The organism is Endozoicomonas sp. 2B-B, assembly GCF_053470045.1.
Map to the genome: position 1 here is coordinate 1,787,404 of NZ_JBLZMU010000001.1, position 23,276 is coordinate 1,810,679.

General features: G+C 47.5%; 20 protein-coding genes. 7 read left to right on the forward strand and 13 right to left on the reverse strand.

Features of this window, described 5'->3' with window-relative positions; genetic code table 11:
• Positions 1-81 precede the first annotated feature (81 nt).
• The gene (pgm, locus tag ACOMHB_RS07150; RefSeq protein WP_448216067.1) at positions 82-1,719 is read left to right on the forward strand and encodes a phosphoglucomutase (alpha-D-glucose-1,6-bisphosphate-dependent); all 1,638 of its coding nucleotides are present in this window, start codon (positions 82-84) and stop codon (positions 1,717-1,719) included.
• Between the two features lie 250 nt (positions 1,720-1,969).
• Positions 1,970-3,643: a GMC family oxidoreductase gene (locus tag ACOMHB_RS07155; protein ID WP_448216068.1), complete on the forward strand. Its 1,674-nt coding sequence runs from the start codon at positions 1,970-1,972 to the stop codon at positions 3,641-3,643.
• A gap of 229 nt (positions 3,644-3,872) precedes the next feature.
• Here the strand turns inward: ACOMHB_RS07155 and ACOMHB_RS07160 are convergent, their stop codons facing one another.
• The 3 genes from ACOMHB_RS07160 to ACOMHB_RS07170 all read right to left on the reverse strand — a co-directional run bounded on the left by ACOMHB_RS07160 (position 3,873) and on the right by ACOMHB_RS07170 (position 6,549).
• Positions 3,873-4,169: a cold shock domain-containing protein gene (locus tag ACOMHB_RS07160; protein WP_422132645.1), complete on the reverse strand. Its 297-nt coding sequence runs from the start codon at positions 4,167-4,169 to the stop codon at positions 3,873-3,875.
• 263 nt (positions 4,170-4,432) lie between these two features.
• Positions 4,433-5,362 carry a sulfurtransferase gene (locus tag ACOMHB_RS07165; RefSeq protein ID WP_422132646.1) on the reverse strand — a complete coding sequence of 310 codons (930 nt, stop codon included), beginning with the start codon at positions 5,360-5,362 and terminating at the stop codon, positions 4,433-4,435.
• A 41-nt stretch (positions 5,363-5,403) separates the two neighbouring features.
• Positions 5,404-6,549 (reverse strand): FAD-dependent oxidoreductase, encoded by a 1,146-nt coding sequence (locus ACOMHB_RS07170; protein ID WP_448216069.1) that lies wholly within the window; start codon positions 6,547-6,549, stop codon positions 5,404-5,406.
• A gap of 349 nt (positions 6,550-6,898) precedes the next feature.
• On the opposite strand from ACOMHB_RS07170, the gene ACOMHB_RS07175 reads away from it, so the two are divergent.
• Entirely contained in the window at positions 6,899-8,215 is a 1,317-nt protein-coding gene (locus ACOMHB_RS07175) for an amino acid permease (protein WP_422411342.1), read from the forward strand.
• Between the two features lie 19 nt (positions 8,216-8,234).
• Here the strand turns inward: ACOMHB_RS07175 and ACOMHB_RS07180 are convergent, their stop codons facing one another.
• The 6 genes from ACOMHB_RS07180 to ACOMHB_RS07205 all read right to left on the reverse strand — a co-directional run bounded on the left by ACOMHB_RS07180 (position 8,235) and on the right by ACOMHB_RS07205 (position 16,682).
• Positions 8,235-9,845, reverse strand: coding sequence for a SpoVR family protein (locus ACOMHB_RS07180; protein WP_448216070.1), 1,611 nt, complete (start codon positions 9,843-9,845; stop codon positions 8,235-8,237).
• Positions 9,838-11,121 (reverse strand): YeaH/YhbH family protein, encoded by a 1,284-nt coding sequence (locus ACOMHB_RS07185; RefSeq protein ID WP_448216071.1) that lies wholly within the window; start codon positions 11,119-11,121, stop codon positions 9,838-9,840. Before ACOMHB_RS07185 ends, ACOMHB_RS07180 begins: the two co-directional genes overlap by 8 nt.
• Positions 11,122-11,309: 188 nt before the next feature.
• The gene (locus ACOMHB_RS07190; RefSeq protein WP_422132651.1) at positions 11,310-13,232 is read right to left on the reverse strand and encodes a PrkA family serine protein kinase; all 1,923 of its coding nucleotides are present in this window, start codon (positions 13,230-13,232) and stop codon (positions 11,310-11,312) included.
• Positions 13,233-13,603: 371 nt separating this feature from the next.
• On the reverse strand, positions 13,604-13,888 hold the full coding sequence (locus ACOMHB_RS07195) for a glutaminase (RefSeq protein ID WP_448216072.1): 285 nt from the start codon (positions 13,886-13,888) through the stop codon (positions 13,604-13,606).
• A gap of 84 nt (positions 13,889-13,972) precedes the next feature.
• Positions 13,973-15,391, reverse strand: a complete 1,419-nt coding sequence (gene gad, locus ACOMHB_RS07200; protein ID WP_448216073.1) for a glutamate decarboxylase — start codon at positions 15,389-15,391, stop codon at positions 13,973-13,975.
• Between the two features lie 394 nt (positions 15,392-15,785).
• On the reverse strand, positions 15,786-16,682 hold the full coding sequence (locus ACOMHB_RS07205) for a lysophospholipid acyltransferase family protein (protein ID WP_422132655.1): 897 nt from the start codon (positions 16,680-16,682) through the stop codon (positions 15,786-15,788).
• 372 nt (positions 16,683-17,054) lie between these two features.
• Between ACOMHB_RS07205 and ACOMHB_RS07210 the strand changes: the two genes are divergently transcribed.
• The 3 genes from ACOMHB_RS07210 to ACOMHB_RS07220 all read left to right on the forward strand — a co-directional run bounded on the left by ACOMHB_RS07210 (position 17,055) and on the right by ACOMHB_RS07220 (position 19,718).
• Positions 17,055-17,843 (forward strand): sulfite exporter TauE/SafE family protein, encoded by a 789-nt coding sequence (locus ACOMHB_RS07210; protein ID WP_448216074.1) that lies wholly within the window; start codon positions 17,055-17,057, stop codon positions 17,841-17,843.
• 132 nt (positions 17,844-17,975) lie between these two features.
• A complete protein-coding gene (gene lgt, locus ACOMHB_RS07215) occupies positions 17,976-18,845 on the forward strand; it encodes a prolipoprotein diacylglyceryl transferase (protein WP_448216075.1) in 870 nt (289 codons plus the stop codon).
• A gap of 39 nt (positions 18,846-18,884) precedes the next feature.
• On the forward strand, positions 18,885-19,718 hold the full coding sequence (locus tag ACOMHB_RS07220; RefSeq protein ID WP_448216076.1) for a thymidylate synthase: 834 nt from the start codon (positions 18,885-18,887) through the stop codon (positions 19,716-19,718).
• Positions 19,719-19,787: 69 nt separating this feature from the next.
• On the opposite strand, the gene ACOMHB_RS07225 is transcribed toward ACOMHB_RS07220, so the two are convergent.
• The gene (locus tag ACOMHB_RS07225) at positions 19,788-20,666 is read right to left on the reverse strand and encodes a hypothetical protein (RefSeq protein ID WP_448216077.1); all 879 of its coding nucleotides are present in this window, start codon (positions 20,664-20,666) and stop codon (positions 19,788-19,790) included.
• Between the two features lie 203 nt (positions 20,667-20,869).
• Between ACOMHB_RS07225 and ACOMHB_RS07230 the strand changes: the two genes are divergently transcribed.
• Positions 20,870-21,637 carry an alpha/beta fold hydrolase gene (locus ACOMHB_RS07230; RefSeq protein ID WP_448216078.1) on the forward strand — a complete coding sequence of 256 codons (768 nt, stop codon included), beginning with the start codon at positions 20,870-20,872 and terminating at the stop codon, positions 21,635-21,637.
• 43 nt (positions 21,638-21,680) lie between these two features.
• Here ACOMHB_RS07230 and ACOMHB_RS07235 read toward each other — a convergent pair whose 3' ends face one another.
• The 3 genes from ACOMHB_RS07235 to ACOMHB_RS07245 all read right to left on the reverse strand — a co-directional run bounded on the left by ACOMHB_RS07235 (position 21,681) and on the right by ACOMHB_RS07245 (position 23,267).
• Positions 21,681-21,935: a hypothetical protein gene (locus tag ACOMHB_RS07235; protein WP_448216079.1), complete on the reverse strand. Its 255-nt coding sequence runs from the start codon at positions 21,933-21,935 to the stop codon at positions 21,681-21,683.
• 91 nt (positions 21,936-22,026) lie between these two features.
• Positions 22,027-22,809, reverse strand: coding sequence for a 3',5'-cyclic-AMP phosphodiesterase (cpdA, locus tag ACOMHB_RS07240; protein WP_422132662.1), 783 nt, complete (start codon positions 22,807-22,809; stop codon positions 22,027-22,029).
• 101 nt (positions 22,810-22,910) lie between these two features.
• On the reverse strand, positions 22,911-23,267 hold the full coding sequence (locus ACOMHB_RS07245; RefSeq protein ID WP_448216080.1) for a DUF1249 domain-containing protein: 357 nt from the start codon (positions 23,265-23,267) through the stop codon (positions 22,911-22,913).
• Between the last annotated feature and the right edge of the window lie 9 nt (positions 23,268-23,276).

Genomic DNA, 23,276 nt, shown 5'->3' on the forward strand with positions numbered 1-23,276 from the left:
CGGGTAACCTAAGCCATATTGTGTTCTGACCTGGAGCAGCTTTTGCTTTATGCTTCAGTGTCACTCACTCAGGAATTCTTCATGCATCCTCAAGCCGGTAAAATCGCCACAGATGATATGCTGACCAAGATTCCCCGTCTGGTCAGCGAGTATTACACTATTCAGCCCGACCCATTGAACCCCACGCAGCGAGTCGAGTTTGGTACTTCAGGACACAGGGGGACTTCTTTCAAGGCCTCTTTTAACGAAACTCATATCCTTGCTATCACACAGGCGATCTGCGAATACCGTCGCGAGCATAATATTACCGGACCCATGTTTGTTGGCATGGATACCCATGCCCTGTCAGAACCTGCATTGATCAGCGCCATTCAGGTGCTGGCAGCCAACGGTATAAAGGCTCGAATCCAGGAAGGCAGAGGTTATACACCAACTCCGGTCATTTCTCATGCCATCGTCTCCTACAACCGGGATCATCAGGACAGGGCGGACGGTGTTGTCATCACGCCTTCCCATAACCCTCCTGAAGACGGTGGTTTCAAATACAATCCTCCCCATGGAGGTCCGGCCGGTTCTGAAGTCACCAATTGGGTTCAGGATCGAGCTAATCAACTCATTGCTCAGGGGCTGGAAGGTGTTAAACAGATGTCGCTTAATGAGGCGCTGGAATCCGGCTTTATTACTGAATACGACTATGTCACACCTTATGTTGATGATCTGGAAAATGTCATTGATATGGAGGCTATTCGCAGGGCGGGTGTAAAAATAGGTGTTGATCCACTGGGTGGCTCCGGCCTTCACTATTGGGAGCCTATTGCCAGGCGTTACGGGCTTGATATTGAGCTGGTCAGCAAGAAAGTTGATCCTACTTTCTCCTTTATGCATGTTGATAAAGACGGCAAGATTCGTATGGATTGTTCTTCAGCCTATTCCATGGCAGGGCTGATTGAATTGAGGGATCGCTTTGATATTGCTTTTGGTAACGATCCAGACTTTGATCGCCATGGTATTGTGACTCGTGAACATGGTCTGCTGAACCCCAATCATTATTTGGCGGTGGCGATCAATTACCTGTACAACCACCGTGAGCAATGGTCGGGCAATGCCAAAATTGGCAAGACTCTGGTGTCCAGCGCCATGATTGATCATGTAGCAAAAGGTTTAGGCAGAGAAGTGGCGGAAGTGCCTGTCGGATTCAAGTGGTTTGTCGATGGTCTGGCTTCTGGCGAGCTGGCCTTTGGAGGCGAAGAAAGTGCCGGTGCTGCTTTCCTGCGGCGTGATGGGCTCACCTGGTGCACAGACAAGGATGGTTTTATCCTGGCTCTTCTTGCTGCTGAGATTATTGCCGTTACAGGTAAAGACCCGGGTGAACATTACCAGGAGCTGACAGACCGCTATGGCTCTCCGGTTTATGAACGACTGCAGGCTCCTGCTTCCGATGAGCAGAAGAAAGTACTCTCAGCCATGAGCCCGGATAGGCTTAAAGCTGATACTTTGGCGGGTGATCCCATTACTGCCAAAATAACCCATGCTCCTGCAAACGGCGCCGCCATCGGTGGTCTTAAGGTCGTTACTGAAAAAGGCTGGTTTGCTGCCAGACCTTCTGGCACTGAAGCAGTTTATAAGATCTATACCGAAAGTTTTGTCGGTCCTGACCACCTTAAGCAAATTCAGGAAGAAGCCAAAGCTATGGTTTCGGAAGTTTTTGTTACCGGCTAGGCGTTTTTCGACAGTCTCTCAGACTCCCTTCCCGTGGGCTTCTGCGGGAGGGAGATCTCGGAAATCTGGAATCTAATAATCATGTTCATGAATAAATTCCTGATATCAGGAGAGTTGCAAGGACTTTTTTATGGCTAAATGCCAGAGAAGTAAAATGAACTTGAAGCGATGGCAGGCTAGCTAGTAAGCTTTTACGGCAAAGAATTCAGCAGCAATAAGCTGAAAAAGACTGATAATAAAAGTGACTTATATGACAGAGTTCGACTACATCATTGTGGGAGGTGGCTCTGCAGGCTGTGTTCTGGCTAACCGCCTGTCTGAGAATCCTGACCATCAGGTCTGCCTGGTAGAAGCAGGAGGCAGCGACAAGTCTCCCTTGATTTATATACCTGCCGGAGCCGCAATTACTGTGCCCCATGGCTTTCACAACTGGCAGCTGAATGCCGAGGCTCAGTCCACCATGAATAACCGGGATATATACTGTCCCCGGGGAAAAACCCTTGGAGGGAGCAGTTCCATCAATGCCATGCTGTATATCAGAGGGCAAAAAGAAGATTACGATCAATGGGCTGCTCTGGGGAATGAAGGTTGGTCTTTCAATGATGTCTTGCCTTATTTTCTAAAATCCCAGAATCAGGAAAGAGGTGCTTCTGAACTTCATGGCATCGGTGGCCCGCTGAATGTTGCAGACCCCAGAAGTCAACACTGCTTGAGTGAAGCTTTTATTAAAGGTGCGATAGAAGTCGGAGAAAAAAACAATCCGGACTTTAATGGTGCCGATCAGGAAGGTGTAGGCTGGTATCAGGTGACACAGAAAGAGGGTCAAAGATGCAGTTCAGCGGCTGCTTATCTGCACCCTGTCATGGATAGACCCAATTTGACGGTTATGACCAAAAGTCATACTGCCAGGGTTATCCTTGAAGGCAAAAAGGCTATTGGGATTGAAATTGTTCGAGGCGTTACCAGAAGGAAACTCTTTGCTCGAAAAGAAGTCATTCTTTCAGCTGGAGCTTATGGTTCTCCGCAGATTATGCTGCTTTCAGGCATCGGAGCCGGAGATAAACTGGCTCCCCACAATATTGACTGTTTGCATGAACTGCCAGGTGTTGGTGAAAACCTTCAGGAGCATCCTGATGTTCTGGTTGTCGCCAATGACAAGACTGCATCATCAATGGCTTTTGCCAGGCCGATGGGAATGGGCAGGGTTATCAGGGATGCAGTGAAATACATCTATAAAAGAGAAGGTTTCCTGACAAGTAGCCTTGCAGAGTCGGGCGGATTTATAAAATCCTCTCCGGAAGTTGAAAGGCCTGATCTGCAATTGCATTTTATTCCAGCGGCTATGGAAGATCATGGTCGTAAACTTTCAAGATATCTGCAGTACGGGTTTTCGATTCATGTATGTATCCTCAGGCCTGATAGCCGAGGTCGTGTATCCCTTAACAGTGCATCCCCCACGGATAATCCCGAGATTCAACTGAATCTTCTGGAAAAACAGGCCGACATGGACTGTCTGGTGAGAGGGATCAAAAGAGTGAGACAGATTATTCAGTCGTCTGAGTTGTCCCGCTACGCTGGAGAGGAGTATCTGCCAGGCTCGGATGTACAGGACGATGATGAGCTTGAGTCTTATATAAGAAATAATGCCAATCACATTTATCATCCGGTGGGTACTTGCAAAATGGGAGCTGATGACATGGCTGTAGTCGACACTCGTCTGAAAGTTCACGGGCTCGAAGGGTTGCGGGTGGTTGACGCCTCAATCATGCCAACTCTGATCAGCGGGAATACCAATGCGCCTGCAATGATGATCGCTGAAAAAGCAGCGGACATGATTCTTGACAAAAATCAGCCAAAAATTCATTTTGAAAAAGTGACGGAAACAGAAAAGACGCAGTCCAGGATTTCTGTTTATTCCTCTTGAGCGAGCCGTGTAGCGGGTAAAACACACAGCTCAAAACACACAGTATTTTTCTGCCTTGATCATCAGAGCACTCAGCGAGCATTTTCCCAAATACCGGGCATCTGCTACCTGATGAACAGGTGCATTTTATTACAAATCCCTGTCAGACTAATGTCACCCTTTCTCTTTGACGAGGCAAAGTTTCGGGTGACATCGTCTCTGGACTCTGGAGCCAGGCTGACACCAACTGTCAGGCTGGCAGGGATTCTTCCCGGGAAGTCTGTGTGCTCTGGTCTGCGCTTTCTCCACCACCAGGAACGACACGAGTGGCTATCAGCCCCTTGGGTCCCTGACCAATTTCAAATTGCACAAGCTGCCCGGCTTTCAGCGTCTTGAAGCCGTCCATTTCGATAACGGAGTAATGTATGAGTACGTCTTGATTTTCAGTGGCTTCCTGGGCCTGGATGAATCCATATCCCTTAGGATTGTTAAACCACTTTACTGTACCTTCCAGCATAGCTTCCATTTCCTTCTTGGTCGCTTCCATACAGCGCGATTCCTACATTATTAACATTGAAGGAACTGCCGGGAAACAGCAACCCTTGTTGTTTTATTTTTAGTCACATTTCTGTTCTGCGTCGTCCATATCACAGAGCTCTTTTTTGGTGATGTCTCCTCGGCTAGAAAGCTTTCATGCCAAGAATACAGCCTACATTTCCATATAGAGCTAAACCTATTATAAGACCATATTGACGCGAGATAACAGCCCATTTTGATATTCAGGAATAGATAAGACAGTATTTTTGAGAATTAATTATGCTGCAGAGGATTTGTGAACTTTATATGGTTTTTTTTGGGTGGCCCCTGGACGACTGGTAACTCTCTCATCCAGGACCATTCAATCCAGGAACCGTCGTAGTTTTTTATCCTGCTGTATCCCAGTATCTCGGAAAGAACAAAAAGGGTATGAGCCGAACGGACTCCGGACTGACAGTAAACAACGATCTCTTTATCAGGTGTGATACCCGCTGACAGAAACAAATGTCTTAATCGTTCTTTGTCGAGGAATCCATTTTCATTGACAGTTTGCTTGTATTCAAACCAGATACTTCCGGGAATCCGGCCATGGCGATAGGCTCCTGACTTTATGGTTTTACCGGTGAATTCATCCAAACTTCTGACATCCACCAGTAGGGCGACGTTCTCTTTTTTTGCTTGAATCGACTTTACCTGTTCCATCTCAGCAAGCCATTGAGGATGAGGTGTCCCCGTGAACTGGTAATTGGATCGTTCAGGTGTTTGAGGCGATTTGAAATTCAGCTTTTTTTTGTGCTTTTCCCAGACCGACAGGCCTCCATCAAGGATAGAGACCTGATCATGACCATAGAGTTTCAGTAACCACCAGAGACGGGCTGCATTCATGCCTTGCTGATCATCGTAGAGAACAATCTCCGTTTTTGGAGTAGCACCCAGTCGGCTTAATAGTTCGGACAGTTTCTCTCTGCTGGCTCTCATTCCGGAGTAGGGATAATCATCTGCGTCAGCCTGAAAAGCCGGGCGCCAGATATTGTGAGCACCGGGAATATGACCCAGCAGGAAGCGAAACTTGGGGCGTACATCCAGAAGCAGCAGGTTACTGGCCTGCCGGATCTTTTGCTCCAGGTCGTCAAGGCTGAGCACCGCGTTTGCATGGACTGGCACTGACATCACAACAGACAACACTAAAATCAGAAGAGTCATAGGCTTCTTTCGGGCCGATAAAATTCTCGTGAGGTTTAGCTTCAATCGGAACCATTGAACTCCATGGAGCCTGAGGCGGGCAGGGGGAACTGCGCCATAAATCGTTGATCGATCCAGTTTTTCCAAAGCCATATTAAACGCCCTCTGGTACTGAACCAGCCTCTTGATGCAATGGCTCGACCATCTGCACAGCTTAGCAGAGAAAGAAATTGTTTCTGTGGACGGTAGGGTTCCAACGTTTTTTTCTCGAGGATGTTACAAATATTTTGAAACAGGGTCGGAGCCTGTCGAACCGCATAAACTCCCGACTTGGCCTGTCTGGAGTGAGTGAATTCTGCGACATCACCAGAAGCGAAGACATTGTCATGGCTGACGGATTGCAGCATGGGATTAACGTGGATAAATCCCTCTGGACTGGTTGCAAGCGAGCTTTCAGAAGGCCAACGAGCGGGAGCTGCCGATGTAGCCAGTATCAGGGCATCATATGGCAGGCGGTCATTTTGATCACTGATCAGGGTTTTATCTTTGACTTCGGTTACCCGAAAATGAGTGTGTATTTTAATAGGCTTTCGTTCAATTTCCTCTTTGGCCATTTTTTGAACTTTCGGCGGATAGCCCTTCAGAATACCCTGAGCTGTGACAATATGTATTTTGAGGGAGTGAAGATGCTTGAAGCGTTGGTGAAGGGCCATTGCTACCTCAACACCTGCAGCCCCGGCACCCATAATGGCCAGAGTAAAACTTTCATTCTGCTTAATATGTTCGGGCAAAGGCTGTCCTAACCAGGATAAAAAAGGCCTGATAGGCTTTATAGTGATGCTGTCTTTTGTATCAATGACACGAGCTTGTGTAGAGCCTGTATTGATGGAGAGTATGTCGTACCCCAGTCGGTCACCATTCAAAAAAATCAATTCATTCGCTTTGGTATCTACCCCCGAGATAGTCGCTTTAAGGAATCTGCATTTTGATTCATGGGCCAGCAACTCAAGATCAATGTGGGACTGCTCAGCACTATATTGTCCTGAAATGACACCAGGAAGCATGCCTGAATAAGGGGTATAGCGACTGGCAGAAACCAGAATAAAATGAGCGGGAGGCGTTTGCTTCTTCTGAAGCCTTTTCAGGAACAGTGCATGGGCATGGCCTCCTCCGGCCAGAACAACTGTAGGCTTAATGGTATTAGTCATACTGCTCTCTCAATTGTTGGATTTACCACTTTATCTGCCGTCAGGAACGCTCTTACTATGATTTTACTTTTTTCTGCCGATGCTGTCCGGATGGATCTTTAAAAAAAGGGTACTTCCAAACGTCCGGAAAACGTTTTGGCATGCTTCATAGTCTAAACTGTCATGACTTCGTGGCAGCGATAAATGAGCGGTTTGAGATGGATATCCTACTATCCGATGGAATAACAAAGCTGGTTCGCGATGCCAGTGATACTTGTGAAGAGTGAAGTAAAAGGAAAAGGATCAAGCAAAGAATAACGCAAAATACTTCTCTCAGCTCATGGCTGTTGATGATGGAGGTGTGTCTCTGGTGTCTGGAAAATTATCCCTTTTGCCACTGACCATGCTGGTAACAGGAAATATGATGGGTGCCGGTATTTTTCTGTTACCTTCATCTCTGGCCAGCTATGGTTCAATCACTCTTCTGGGGTGGATTGTTACGGTTATTGGCGCGGTAATGCTATCTCTGGTTTTTGTTCGATTGAGGTCAGATTGTAAACAGGGTTCCGGTCTCTATGCTTATATCAGGGGAGGACTGGGACGTTATATCGGGTCACAGGTTGTTTATGGATACTGGGCTGCCATATGGATTGGCAACATTGCGGTGGCTCTGAGTGGTGTGGCCTATCTCAGTTATTTCTTTCCTGTGCTCGATGGTCCCTGGGAAACCGCCCTGGCTGCCATTGCTGTCATCTGGATCCTCAGTGTGATCAATTTGACCGATATTCGTCTTTTAGGTCGTCTCCAGATCATTACGGCTTCCTGCATGCTGGTGCCTGTGATTATTGTCAGTACTCTGGGCTGGAGTCAGTTCGAAACGGTAAACATCATTAACTCCTTTAATGTGACCGGACAACCGTCCAGTCATATCTTGTCTGAATCCATCACGTTGACGCTCTGGTCTTTTATAGGTCTGGAATCAGCCTGTAACCTTGCATGTCACGCCAAAAATCCGAGGCGGGATGTCCCCTGTGCGACATTATTAGGCACTCTGCTGGCTGCTCTTTTCTATATTCTGAGCACCACGGCAATGATGGGTATTGTACCTAACGATATTCTGCAAAGCAGTGCTGCACCTTTCTCCGTAACAGCCAGCTATTTGCTGGGTGACCGGGTCGGTGAACTGGTCAGTGCCATGGCTGTTATTGCCTGTTTTGGCAGCCTTAATGGCTGGATTCTTATGCATTCCCAGATAGCCATAACGGCCTCTTCGGAAGGACTTTTACCTAAAGCATTCAGGGTGTTGAATCGTTATGGATCACCTTGGAAAGGCCTGTTAATCACCGCCATTCTGATGTCCATAATGCTTCTGTTAACGGTGGAGCCTACAGTTCAAAAGCATTTTGAGTCTATCGTACTGATTGCGGTTTACATTATGTTGCTGACTTATTTCTGTGCCTGTCTTTCCTGCTTCCAGATTCAGCGGAGAAAACCCGGAGGGATTACTTCAGGCTGGTTTATTATCATTCTTCTGGCGTCCGGTTACTGTCTTCTCGGTTTCAGTGGGGCTGGCTATATGGTTTTTTTATACGGTACGGTGTTGATTGTCTTTGGTGGTGCAGTTTACCGGTATCAGCATCGGGGTAACAAAAAACCGGATCCTCTGGAGGACCCGGCTAATGGATAAAGAGGTTGTTTGAGCTTTTTCAGGCTGCCTCGGTCTCTTCATTTTTTTCCTGTCTGGGCAGACCGTAAATGGTTTTTACACCACCCCACTCATCAACAGACTCCATATGCACATCAAAGCCCCACAGTCTGTGGATATGTTTGATGATTTCACGAGTACTGTCAGAATCTACCGGGCGACCCCGGTGCATGAAGTGGCGCATGGTAATGGAGCGGTCACCGCGGGTGTTTACGCTGTATACCTGAATGTTGGGTTCACGGTTGCCCAGATTGTACTGTGCGGCAAGAGATTCCCTCACCTTTCGGTAGCCGGAGTCGTCATGAATGGCGCTGACTTCAAGATATGGGTTGATTTCATTATCGTCGATGCAGAACAGCTTCAGATCTCTCATCACCTTGGGTGAAAGATACTGCATGATGAAACTTTCATCCTTAAAGTTCTTCATGGCGAAGTGAACGGCTTCCAGCCAATCCGAACCGGCCAGATCAGGGAACCAGCGACGATCTTCTTCTGTCGGGTTTTCACAGATCCGGCGGATGTCCTGAAACATCGCAAAGCCCAGAGCGTATGGATTTATGCCACTGTAACGGGGGTCATCAAAATCAGGCTGGAACACCACGCTGGAGTGCGAATGTAGGAACTCCATGATGAAGCCTTCTGTAATGTGACCCTCGTTGTACATTTCGTGCATCAGGTGGTAGTGCCAGAAGGTTGCCCAACCTTCGTTCATGACCTGAGTCTGACGCTGAGGATAGAAGTATTGAGCCACCTTGCGAACGATCCGTATGAGTTCTCGTTGCCAGGTATCCAGTAGAGGGGCGTTTTTCTCTATGAAATAGAGAATGTTCTCTTCCGGATCTCTTGGATAGCGCTCAGTCTGCTTTACTTCATTCTCTTCACGAAGAGGAATGGTTCGCCACAAGTCATTCAGGTTGCGCTGAATGTATTCTTCACGCTCTTTGATTCGCGCTTTCTCTTCCTCTGGTGAAATAGGACGAGGGCGCTCATAGCGATTGACACCCTGATTCATTAGAGCGTGACAGGCATCGAGCAGCTCTTCCACTGCGTCAACACCGTGCTTTTCTTCGCACTCTGCAATGTAGTTTTTAGCGAACAGCAGGTAGTCAATAATGGAGTCTGCATCTGTCCACTGCCGGAACAAATAGTTACCCTTGAAGAAAGAATTGTGTCCGTAACATGCGTGTGCGATAACCAGTGCCTGCATAGGCATGGTGTTTTCTTCCATCAGATAGGCAATACAAGGATTGGAGTTGATCACAATCTCATAGGCCAGACCCATTTGTCCGCGCTGGTAGTTTTGCTGGTTACTGAGAAACTGCTTACCGAAGCTCCAGTGGTTGTACATGAGTGGCATACCCACAGAAGCATAAGCATCGAGCATCTGTTCGGAACTGATGACTTCTATCTGGTTGGGGTAGGTGTCCAGTTGATAGCGTGCTGCCAACTTTGCCAGTTCTCTGTCGTATTCTTCCAGCAGTGCAAAAGTCCACTCTGAGCCTGTGGAAATAGGCTCTGCACGACGTGGTGGCTTCTGAACACTGGCAGCTTCGGAGGAAGGCCCTGCTGTATGCGGATTAATGTCCTGCTCATAGCGTTCCCTGTCAGGCATTTTGACCCTCCTTCTTTTCGAACAGTTTGCGGAACACCGGATAGATCTCTCCAGCATGTCGTATCTGCTGCATGGCAAAATGACCTTCGTGGTTCTTTTCGATGGTTTTGTATTCATGCCACAGGTTCTGGTGGTGACGATCAGTAATTTCTACATAGGAGTAGTACTGAGTCAGCGGCAACAGTTTGTCGACAATAATATTACGGCACTTGGCAGAGTCTGCTTCCCAGTTATCGCCGTCAGACGCCTGGGCTACATAGATGTTCCACTCACCGGGGGAATATCTCTCAGTCACTATTTCGTCTGTCAGTGTCAGTGCTGAGGATACAACGGTGCCACCGGTTTCCCGGGCATAGAAGAAGTCGTGCTCGTTACACTCACGGGCTTCACTGTGGTGACGAATGAAAACAACTTCAATTTTTTCGTAATTGCGCTCCAGGAACAGGTAGAGCAGCAGGAAAAAGCGCTTGGCAATGTCCTTGATTTCACGGGTCATAGAGCCCGACACGTCCATAACACAGAACATGACCGCCTTGCTTGAAGGCTGCGGCACTTTTACCAGGTTGTTGAACTTAAGATCGAACTCGTCGATAAAGGGCAGACGCTTGAGTTTTTTGTTCAGCTCAGCAATCTGATCCATCAGCTTTTTTCTCAGAACTTCATCGTTGCTTTCCGGGCTTACTTCCATTTCACGCAGTTGACGCTTCAGGGCGCGAATTTCTTTCCTTTCTTTACCGGATAGAGCAATTCGACGGGCGTGGGCTGCTCTCAGGGAGCGAACTACGTTCAACCTGTCAGGAGAGCCCGCAGTCGTATAACCTGCTCTTTTCAGTTTAAAGTCGGTGGAATCCCTGAGTTCTTTGCGAACCAGATTGGGCAGCTCGAGATCTTCAAAGAGATATTCCAGGAACTCTTCACGGTTAATGGAAAAAATGAAATCGTCTTCACCGGAACCGCTGTTGCTGGCCTCGCCTTCACCGCTGCCCTGACCAGCTCCGCCCTGAGGGCGCTGGAAACGATCGCCGGCAGTGAATTCTTTGTTGCCCGGATGAACCTGTTCCACACGGCCACCGCGACCATGATGAAAAACCGGTTCTGACACGTCTTTTCTGGGAATGCTGATGTCACTGCCGCTGTCAACGTCAGTAATAGAGCGTTGATCGACAGCATCCTGAACTGCCTCTTTTACCAGACCTTTATAGCGCCTCAGGAAACGCTGACGGTTGACCGTACTTTTCTTTTTCGCATTGAGGCGCCGGTCAATTATTATGCTCATAGGACGCTCTCCTTGGGTGCTTAGCCCTGGCTGCTTGTTCTATCCAGAACTATTTTCCTGGTGCCATGGCCATGTCGTTCTTTGAACAATGACCATTTTTCCTGATTAAACAAGATGCACAAGCGCCCGCAAAGGCGCTGTGGTGATTAATCAAGAACGCTGCCATGGGCCGCAAATGGGCTCATGACTTACTGTGACTTACGAACCCGAATGTACCACTCGGACAGCAGGCGAACCTGTTTTTCTGTATATCCATACTCAACCATGCGCTTAACAAAGTCTGCGTGTTTGCGTTGGTCTTCGTTCGAGCCTTTGGCATTAAAGGAGATCACTGGCAGCAGATCTTCTGTGTTGGAGAACATCTTCTTCTCGATCACCGCACGCATTTTCTCGTAGCTCAACCAGCTTGGGTTCTTGCCTTCGTGGTTGGCCCGGGCACGCAGAACAAAGTTAACCACTTCGTTACGGAAGTCTTTCGGGTTCGCGATGCCAGCAGGCTTCTCGATTTTTTCCAGCTCGTCATTCAGGGCGCTGCGGTCCAGAATGTGTCCGGTATCGGGATCACGAAATTCCTGATCCTGAATCCAGAAATCAGCGTAAGTGATGTAGCGATCAAAGATGTTCTGCCCATAATCGGAGTAGGACTCCAGGTATGCGGTCTGAATTTCCTTACCCAGGAACTCAACATATTTGGGTGTCAGATATTCCTTGATGAAGCGCATGTAGCGATCAGTCAATTCATCCGGGAACTGCTGCTGTTCAATTTGCTGTTCCAGAACGTACATCAGGTGCACAGGGTTGGCTGCGACTTCGGTGGAGTCAAAGTTGAAGACCTTGGACAGAATCTTGAACGCAAAGCGGGTAGAGAGTCCGTCCATGCCTTCGTCAACACCGGCTGAATCTTTATACTCCTGCAGAGGCTTGGCGTTAGGGTCGGTGTCCTTCAGGTTCTCACCGTTATAGACCCGCATCTTGGAGTAAACGGAAGAGTTCTCGGGCTCTTTGATGCGGGACAGAACAGAGAACTGGGCCAGCATTTTCAAAGTGTCAGGTGCACAGGGCGAATCTTTCAGAGAGCTGTGTTCAAGCAGTTTTTCGTAGATACCCACTTCTTCATTGATGCGTGTGCAGTAAGGAACCTTAACGATGTTGACACGATCAATAAATGCTTCGTTGGTCTTGTTGTTACGGAAGGTCTGCCACTCGGATTCGTTGGAGTGCGCCAGCAAGATACCTTCAAAAGGAATGGCCCCCATACCTTCTGTAGAGTTGTAGTTACCTTCCTGAGTGGCAGTCAACAGTGGGTGTAGAACCTTTACAGGTGCCTTGAACATCTCCACGAATTCCATCACACCCTGGTTGGCACGGCACAGTGCGCCAGAGAAACTGTAGGCATCCGGATCGTCCTGAGAGAATTCTTCCAATTGACGGATATCTACTTTGCCAACCAGGCTGGAAATGTCCTGGTTGTTCTCATCACCTGGCTCAGTCTTGGCAATAGCCACCTGATTTAAACGACTAGGGTAGACTTTAACAACACGGAATCTGGAAATATCGCCACCAAATTCGTGCAGGCGTTTAACCGCCCAGGGAGACATGATGTATTTCAGGTAGCGGCCGGGAATGCCGTATTCTTCGGTTAGAATCCTGCCGTCTTCGTCGGGATTAAACAGACCCAGTGGTGATTCAAATACGGGCGAGCCCTTGATGGCATAGAATGGTTTCAGTTCCATCAAAGCTTTGAGACGCTCAGCAAGAGAGGACTTACCGCCACCTACCGGACCCAGCAAATAAAGAATCTGTTTCTTCTCTTCCAGACCCTGTGCAGCATGTTTAAAGTAAGAAACAATCTGTTCGATCGCTTCTTCCATGCCATAGAACTCTTCAAAAGCAGGATAGCGCTTGATCAACTTATTGGAAAAAATACGACTCAGACGTGGGTCACGAGACGTATCGATAATGTCTGCTTCGCCAATGGCTGACAGCATTCTCTCTGCCGCATTGGCATAAGCACCAGGGGTGCTCTTGCATAGGTCGAGGTATTCCTGAAGGCTCATCTCCTCTTGCTGAGTTGATTCATACCTTTCCTGATAGTGAGAAAAAATAGACATATCCGGCTCCCCCTCGCCACGACCTCCATGATCATAGGCGTACTTATTTTATTGTTGGTCTGGGCACTGTAATTTGAACGCGAATTGTTACTGCGATTCACACGACACTGTAACTTTATAAGTGCTCTGTGTGTGTTGGTCACAGTAAATGTTATAGAGACTATCCGTATAAATGTCTACTTCTTTTCGGACTTTTTCTTGTCTGGGTAGAGGAGGGTAACTTGTTGATAAAAAAGGAAAAATATAATTTTCGAGAGAGTTAGCCAATCTATCTTATAGGGGTTTTCAGACAGTCACCAGTGAAAAATTTTGAACGTTGAAGTTGTAAGGAGAGCCGTCGTTCAGGAGTTTGATCTTGAGCACTCTTTACCTCAAGATGGGCAGTAAATACTAAGATCAAGGCTATTGGCAATATGACTAATCATTTTCATGGCTCGAACACTGTTGCCAGCCTCATCCAGTGGTGGTGAGAATCCGGCAATGGCCATCTTTCCGGGAACAACAGCCACTACGCCACCACCAACACCGCTCTTATCTGGCAAACCCACCAGAAATGCCCAGTCCCCATTGATAATTGCCAGTGTAAAAACTGTGAACTTCTTAACACTGACTTCGGGAGATGAATTGTCAGCCGTAAGGTGTTTACCCCATTCCACACATTGTTACCCCAGGAGGGGTTGTTACCCTGGGAGGGGAGAGTCGTCTGGTAAAAAAGTCAGGCTAGCCTGAGCAGAGGTGAGTCATTTGGACTTGAAGCCAGTGTGGTTATAGCTGGATGAATCCCCTTCGTTACCCGAATTTTCTACAGGATGATTCTCAAAGTAATCAAGGCAACGTCTGAGGTCATCAATCAGTAAGTCTGACAGATCCCGACTGAAACCATGACGAACGAGAATCCTCATGATAACCAGATCCTCACGGTTGGCTGGCATTGAATAGGCTGCAATCTGCCAGCCCCTGATGCGAATGCGATCCGACAGGTCATATAGGTTAAAGCCGGGGTTAACGTTCTGCTTCAGTGACCAGCTTATGGCCGGAATCCCGCCATTTCCATTGTAGATTACGTCGAACAAACCCAGGCTTTCGATCTTTTTGCTGAGGTATTGGGCTGTGTCATAACAGGCTTGCTGTATACGTTGATAACCCTCTTTTCCAAGACGCAGGAAAATATAGTATTGAGCCGCAATCTGACCTCCGGGACGGGAAAAGTTCAGAGCAAAAGTTGGCATATCACCGCCAAGATAATTGACCCGGAAAATCAAATCCTCAGGCAAATCTTCATGATCTCTCCAGATGACCCAGCCAACGCCTAAAGGTGCCAGACCAAATTTGTGACCGGAGGCGTTGATGGACTTTACCCTTGGCAGTCTGAAATCCCAAAGTAAATCTGGCTGGCAAAAAGGAGCAAGAAAGCCGCCACTTGCGGCGTCGACATGTACCGGGATATTGAGACCAGTATCCTCCTCAAGTTTATCCAAAGCCTTGCAAACCGCCTCTACTGGTTCATACTGGCAGGTAAAGGTGACGCCCAGTGTTGGAATGACACCAATCGTGTTTTCATCACAGCGCTTAACGGCTTCTTCCGGAGTCATTATAAGACGGTCGCCTTCCATTGGAATCTCACGAAGTTCTATATCCCAATAACGGGCAAATTTGTGCCAGCAGATTTGCACCGGACCGCAAACAAGATTCGGCCTGTCAACAGGTTTGCCCTGTTGCCTCATCCGCTCACGCCATCGCCACTTAAGAGACATACCGCCGAGCATGGCAGCTTCGCTTGAGCCAGTAGTGGAACAGCCCAGGGTGTTTGCTGCATCCGGTGAATTCCACAAATCAGCCAAAATATGCACACATCGTTTTTCCAATTCTGCTGTTTGAGGGTATTCATCCTTGTCGATCATATTTTTGTCGACACATTCATCCATGATTGCATGAATCTCCGGATCTACCCACGTCTGGCAAAAGGTGGCCAGATTTTGACGGGAATTACCGTCCAGCACCAGCTCATCATGAACGACCTGATAAGCATGCCGAGGATCTTCGGATGTTTTCGGCATTTTGTACCTGGGCATACTGACGGACAAATCAGACGATGCGTAGACGTCATCAGTCTTTTGATAGTCCCTGCTATAGCTTCGATGGATAGAGTGAAGAGGCATGGCTGCAGTTCCAAATCACTGGAAATGAGAGATAAATGACATTAGACCCGACAGGATAAAACGGTAATAAGAGTGTAGCAAAGTTCTTGGAAGTAGGCTGAGATGACGAAAAGTTTACGAAAAGTCGGCCCCGAGCAATACCCTTAAATGCAATTTTGGTAACACTTTTATCTCCTGAAAAGCGCCATCAGTGAATAACTGAGAGCAGTGCAATGAATACCTTTAACTTAATCGAACAACTCGCCATTATCACAGGCTTTTGCCAGTCATGGAAAGTTGTCATAAAGGGCGTTGTCAGACAGTCACCAGTGAAAAAAATTGAACGTTGAATTCGTAAGGAGAGCTGTCGTTCAGGGGACTGATCTTGAGCCATCTATACCCGCACTAGTCGATTTTATGATACATCCGGCTTGGTTGAAGATAATGAAATGCTTTTGTTCCCGTAAATCTTGTTTTTCAACTTGAACCGGTCGTAATGCCATATCCAAAGTTGGGGGTTTTCCCTGATCACCTGTTCCATTCTGTGCATCAGTTGTTGAAGGTCGTGCTGGGTGTCCAGTTTTCTGTTACCGGTTCGGGTCAGTGGCAGAGGCTCAAAATGCAACTGCCATTGATTATTTTCAAACGTGCAGTAGTGAAAGAGAACGGGAGTTTTTAGAAGATGAGCTGTCATGATTCCGCAGGCAGGGGCCCGGGTTGCCTGTCCAAAAAATGTTACAGGCATCTCTTTTGAGCGGAGATCGCTGTATAGAAATACGGCTTTTTTCTTTTTCAGAGCCTGAAGCAGGGCAGTGGGGTCACCTTTCACAATGGGCTCAATGCCGACCCTCAAAAGAAATGCTTTTCCGAACTTATGAGTCAAAGGCGACTGCTTTCCTGAACCAATCAGGGTAGTTGCCGGTAAACCCCGTTGTGAGAGTGCCAGGGTTCCCAAATCAGGAGGGCCCAAGTGGAGAGAGAGTACAACCACACCCTTGTTTTCTGAAAGGGCGCGGGCAATGACATCCTGATTGTTGAGCAGATAAGGCACTTTATCAAGAAAAGGCAGGGTAAGAATATAATCAACGGTGTGACGTGCAGACTGTCGAATGATCTGTTTATGCGTCTTCTCGGATACAGGCAATAGAGCTAGTTGTAGTGACGCTCGGGCAATATGCCCCTTTTTAGCTCGCAAGACGTAAGAAAATATCAGGCCTATGACAGAATAAAGCACCTGAGGCGTTCGAGACAAGAGCCCGATTAAGAGATCCAACACTGAGTCCTTCCAGCCGGACTTTAAGAGTATCGCCATTTTTATTCTTGTTATGTAAAAAAATTGTGAGAACCAGATTAGGTGAAGGAATGCTTTATTACCAGTCGATGGGCAAAATTTGTACTTTGTTGTTTATGTTGCACAACGCCCCGGATACAGGGAAGTTGCTTAGATGCTGTATTAAATGCGGTCATTGTGTTGAGCCTTAATGAGCTTCCCGTCGGGTTATGTTTTTGAAAGAGATGAGCTAAATCGCTGTTTTCTAGTTTATTAACTTGTTGATTTTATTTACAATAAGGGTCACTCTTCATTCCATCAAGGAATGCTGCCCTGATAATATTTGTTGGCCTTGGCTATGGGTAATCACAACAGGATTCCTGATTTGAGGCTGCTCAGCTGGATAGTTGTTTAATGATTTTTCTTTCCTACCTGCTGCTCGGTGCTCTGGCCGGGACTCTGGCCGGTCTGTTCGGGATTGGTGGAGGGCTGATAATTGTTCCGGTGCTGGTATTTAGTTTCGAACTGCAAGGATTATCTCCCGATATTCTCACTCATCTGGCTGTGGGTACCTCGCTTGCCACTATTGTTGTTACTTCAGTCAGCTCCATTAGGACTCATAATGCCAAGGGTGCTGTTCAGTGGCCTGTTTTCAGCGTTTTGGCTCTGGGGATTCTGTTGGGTTCATGGCTGGGGGTTTACACAGCGATCCAGATGTCAGGTTCTATGCTTCAGAAACTTATTGGGGCATTTGCCCTGGCAGTGGCTGCAAAGATGTGGTTTGGCTTCAAGCTTTCTGAAAGCAGCAAGGTACCGGCACGACCAATACTGGTGGCAGCTGGAGGTGTCATCGGTTGGGCTTCCAGTATGTTTGGCATCGGGGGTGGAAGCCTGTCGGTACCCTTTTTGCGCAAGTGCAATCTCTCAATGACTGATGCGGTGGGGACTTCTGCTGCATGTGGTTTACCGATTGCTCTTGTGGGAACTGCTGCGAACATGTTTCTGGGTCGGGAAAACGAGCTGCTGCCGACGATGAGCACTGGCTATGTCTATTGGCCGGCATTTCTTGGCATTGTCTTGACCAGTATGCTCTTCGCCCGCTTTGGCGCTCAGTTAGCCCATAAGCTGCCTTCCGAAAAGCTGCAAAAACTCTTTGCTCTCCTGCTAGTGATAGTAGGGTTTAAGTTTCTTTTCTCAATGTAAAAGAGTCCGGCCAGCTGGCTCACTCCTCTGTACAGCTGATACACTGGTCCAACTCGTATCCATGGCACTCCACTCGAACTGAGAGAGAGGGGTGTGTAATAGCAAACCTTGAGAACTATCCGGAATCCTCCTGTGATCCCATATCCTCAAATTGATCCCGTTGCGATCAGCCTTGGGCCACTCAAAGTCCACTGGTACGGCCTGATGTATCTGGTGGGTTTTGCCGGAGGCTGGTGGCTTGCGGTCCAGAGAACCAGGAAATCAAACGGCTTATGGAATCCCGAACAAATCGGGGATTTATTGTTCTACATAGCTGTCGGGGTCATAGTAGGTGGGCGCATGGGCTATGTGCTGTTCTACAACTTTGATTATTTTCTGCAAAATCCGCTCTGGCTATTCAGTATCTGGGAAGGTGGCATGTCTTTCCACGGTGGTCTGCTGGGGGTTCTGCTGGCCGTATTCCTCTTTGGTCGCAGGATTGACAAGAACTTCTTTCAGATGACGGATTTTATTGCCCCTTTCATTCCACTGGGGTTGGGTATGGGCCGTCTGGGTAACTTTATAGGTGGTGAGCTATGGGGAAGGGTAACTGATGTTCCATGGGCTATGGTATTTCCGACAGACCCCTCCCGGATGCCAAGACATCCATCACAGCTTTACCAGTTTGTTATTGAGGGTGTCATCCTGTTTGGAGCACTCTGGTGGTTCTCGGCCAAACCACGTCCCCGTATGGCTGTATCGGGACTATTCTTGTTGATCTATGGCATCGGACGCTTCTGCGTAGAATTCGTAAGGCAACCCGACCAGCAGCTGGGCTTTATTGCTTTTGACTGGATGACCATGGGGCAGTTGCTGACAGTGCCCATGATTTTTCTGGGTGTGGCGCTTATGGTGGTAGCCTATAAAAAGTTCCCACTGGTGGATGGTCAGAATCAGGATGATCGGGCCTGGTTGAAAAAGTATAAACCCAAGCCCGCTAAGGAAGTCAGCCATGAGCGTTAATAACAGCCATGAGCGTTAATATAATAAAGGATCAATGTCATGAAACAGTATCTTGATCTCCTGCGTCATGTAAAAGAGCAAGGAACTTTCAAATCTGATCGGACCGGCACTGGAACCTACAGTGTTTTTGGTTATCAAATGCGCTTTGATCTGTCGAAAGGTTTCCCCTTGGTTACCACCAAGAAGTGCCACCTGCGCTCCATTATTCATGAGCTGCTCTGGTTCCTGAAGGGCGACACTAATATCGCCTATCTGAAGGAAAACGGTGTCAGAATCTGGGACGAATGGGCGACGGACGAAGGTGATCTGGGCCCTGTTTATGGCAAGCAGTGGCGGAGCTGGGAAGGTGTAAACGGAGAAACGTTTGATCAGATACAGTGGCTGCTGGATGAAATAAAAACCAATCCAGATTCCAGAAGGCTGGTCATCAGTGCCTGGAATCCCAGTGTGCTGCCGGACGTAAAGTTCAGCCCTAAAGACAATGCCGCGATGGGTAAGCAGGCCTTACCTCCCTGTCATTGTCTGTTTCAGTTCTATGTTCTGGACGGCAAGCTGTCCTGCCAGCTCTACCAGCGCAGTGCTGATATTTTCCTGGGTGTGCCTTTTAATATCGCCTCTTATGCACTACTCACCATGATGATTGCCCAGGTCTGTGACCTGGAGCTGGGGGATTTTGTTCATACCTTTGGTGATGCCCATCTATACTCCAACCATCTGGAACAGGCAGAAGAGCAGCTAACCCGCAAGCCACTTCCCTTGCCAACAATGAAGTTGAATCCTGTCATCAGGGAGCTGTTTGAATTTACTATTGATGACTTTGAGTTGATTGATTACCAGGCTCATCCTCATATCAGGGCGGCTGTTTCGGTTTAATCAGTTTTCGAGGTTTTCAAGTGCTCTGACGTATCAGGCCAGAGGCAGTTGTTACGTCAGATTGAATCATTAATTTACTTCTTCGTCGAAGGGGGTGGCAACATGGATGGAGTTGAGGATTGAGAACGTCGCGGTATCAGCCTGGGCTTTTACTCCATAGTATTCAACATAGACTTCTGACTGCGATATAGCGGAATCTTCTGCATAGCGACAAATGGCTTCGCTGTCCGTGTATAACTTAACAACGTTAGGCACTTCTACTTCATAAGTTTCATAGGTTAAAACCGTTCTGTGTTCATATTCACGCTTATCGACATTGTATTCAAGAGACGGTTTATAAGTCGGCCTGCTTTTCAGACTCCTGGCGGTGCCACCCAAATGAAGGTATACCGTACATTTGTGGTTCAGTAGCCAACGGGCTACATGGAGCACCAGGCCGAATGTTTGCCGCTGAGTGTAGGTTCCTGAATTTTTTATCGTCGGATTTAAATCTATGCCATTAGGGTATTGTGTAAATGAAGGCGTTTTGGAAAAGCTGCTCTCAACCGGTTGGACATCAATCACTCGATAACCACTGTTAGTAGCGAAGGGGTTAGACCAAAATGGATATTGGTATCTGATCACTAAAGGTTTCCTGGAAACTCTCAGTTTGTCCCAGAGGTAATAAAATTCAGGTTGTACCGATACCTCGTAGGTTTTGGCTGGGTAGTTTGTGCCATTCAAGGTGCCTTTCCCTGCCAGAACTTCCAGCTCTCCGGATTCCCAGATAAAGCCCACTTCCCAGCCTTTTGAGGAAACCGTGCCAACCAGGAAACCAGTTTTCCACCACCCTTCTTTGTCTGCCTGCACCTGCTCGGACAGCAGTTCGGGTTTTAAGGGGGGCGTAGACCAGGCAGGCAGACAAAATACCGAGATTAAGAAGCCGCAGAGCCATTGAGAGCCTTTCATAATGGTGTCCTTACCAGATAGTGAAGTCATAAAGTTCAGACTAGCATTACGTCTGAGGGAGAGTCTTAGGCTTTTTCCGTATTACTGAAGAAAAACCATACTGATAAAGTATCTTAAGGAAATACAATGTCCACGTGGTCAACCAGCATGATGCCTTATCCTGCGTGGATCGCTGCAAGACGAAAGGAGAGATTAAATAACCCATGAAATTGTATGCCAGACAACAGGGAGAAGGTGGGCACCTGGTTAGTGTGCACGGATTATTTGGATCACAGGAAAACCTGGGGGCTATCAATCGGCAGCTTGCAGAAAGATTCATGGTACACGGTCTGGATGTACGCAACCATGGTCGTTCTCCCCATGATGATGCAATGGATTATCCTGTCATGGCTGCCGATGTCGTTGAGTATCTGGATGATCAGCAGATTGAGAAAGCACACCTGCTCGGGCACTCTATGGGCGGTAAAGTCGTTATGGAAGTGGCTTTGACTCACCCTGAGCGGGTAAACAAGCTGGCTGTTATGGATATAGCTCCCGTGCATTACAGGGTGCGACGGCACGACGATGTTTTTGCAGGTTTGTTTGCTGTTGATCTTGAGACTATACAGAAGCGTGGCGATGCCGATCATGCTCTGCGCCAGCATGTAGAAGAGTTGGCTGTTCGAACATTTCTTCTGAAGAACCTTTATCGCAATGACGAGGGAAATTACCGCTGGAGAATGAACCTGGAAGCGATTCATCATAACTACCTGAATATTTCTGCGGGTCATTCCGGAAAGGAGTCCTTTGAAGGTGATGTATTATTCCTGAAAGGCGGTAACTCGGATTACATTCTCGCAGAACACCGTGAAGAAGTACTTAAACGATTTCCAAAAGCAGCCATGAGAGAAATTGCCGGTACAGGACATTGGTTGCATGCCGAAAAGCCAGAATTGGTCGCTCGTACTTTGATGCGCTTTCTTGAATCTTGAAGTTATAAGAAAAGCCGCCTCGAGCGGCTTCACTGTATTGACTTCAATGTCTGGGTTGTTCACCTTCGATGTCATCCCATTGACTGTAATCGTCATCGTCATCTAAATCGTCGTGGGAATCGGCGAGATTTTGACTGAGGGACTTTTTATCCCAATAATCTTCAATGCCTTGTCGAATGGATTTCTTCTTTCTCTGCTTGCAGCGTTCCTTGGCGGTTTGTCTCTTTCTGAATTCCTGACCTGAATCCCAAAAGATCTTATCCTGGTCATCGAACTGCATTGACCTAACCCTGGACATAATCTTACTTCCTTTTTTACTACTCCTAATTATCAATCTAGAAAAAAACAGTCAGGGTTCTAATAAAAAATGCTGATATTGAAGGGGGTTATCAATAGCCGTTAGCAGTGAGATCCGGTTTTAAAGAGTAGCCTTCCAGTCGAACCACCCGTGTATGTAAGGTGCCATCAGGCATTAGCTCAAGCTCTCGATAGCCTGGCCAGCGGTCATCCAGCATAAAATTATCGCATTCAGGCTTGAACTGGACACAAGTAGAAGGGGTAGAAAGAAACCGGGTATTTTTGATGGTCTGATCCCGTTCCTGATGGATATGACCATTGATAACCACCCGGACATTGGAGTATGACTGGATCAGGCTCATAAACTGTTCAGCGTTCTTCAGGCTGATAGCGTCCAACCACTGACTCTCAATGGTGTAGGCCGGATGGTGAAAAGCCACCAGTGTGTGTTTATGCGGGGTCTCAGAGAGGTGTTTTTCCAGAAGCTGGAGCTCTTTGTCCGATAAAAAGCCCGGAACCTGCCCCGGAATCTGGGAATTAAGCATAATGATCTGCCAGGAGCCTGAATCCAGATAAGGACTCATGGCTTGCGGGCTGACCTGTTGCATCAGTTGAGCATCATCATGATTTCCACAAGTCCAGAGATAAGGTTTCTCACTGGTATCCAGAACCGTTTTCAACGATTGGTAGGATTCCAGGCTCTCGTCCTGGGTAAGGTCTCCGGTGACAAGGAAAATGTCCGGGTTAAAGGACGAGGATTGAATCTTCTCCCAAACGTCCAGAAAACTCTGATTGGTGTCTGCTCCCATCAATCTGCGATCAGAAGAGCCGAACAGATGGGTATCCGTTAACTGAATGATGCGTATTCCGGTCATAGGTCCTCTGATAATTCATAATGGGTGCAGCGAGTCTTCTTCATAATTTTATCAGGGAGGCCAGAATAAAGCAGTCACTCTTCGCACGTCTTCAGTTCATATCAGATTTGACTTAAACCATGAGTCAGACAGAAGTTCAGCCATTCGGAAAAAAGCTGATTCAACTGTTCCTTTTCGTCAGGCATGAGCATCTTTTCATTGGGATAAGGATAGATAGCCTTGAAGTGTCGTTCTTTATTAACACTGATGATCTCGGCCATTCTGACATCCAGATAAATTCGGATTCGGAACTCGGGCAGCCTCAGCCACTCACCCCAGGCTGCATCCAGATCGACTTGCAGAACGGTCGTAAAAGGAGCCCGCTCAAGCACCTGAAACCATGCCTGTCCTTTCTTGCCAGCGAAATAAAATGAAAGAGCAACGTTATCTTTTTGCTCAAGATCGGGCAGCAGAAGCATGAGTTTATG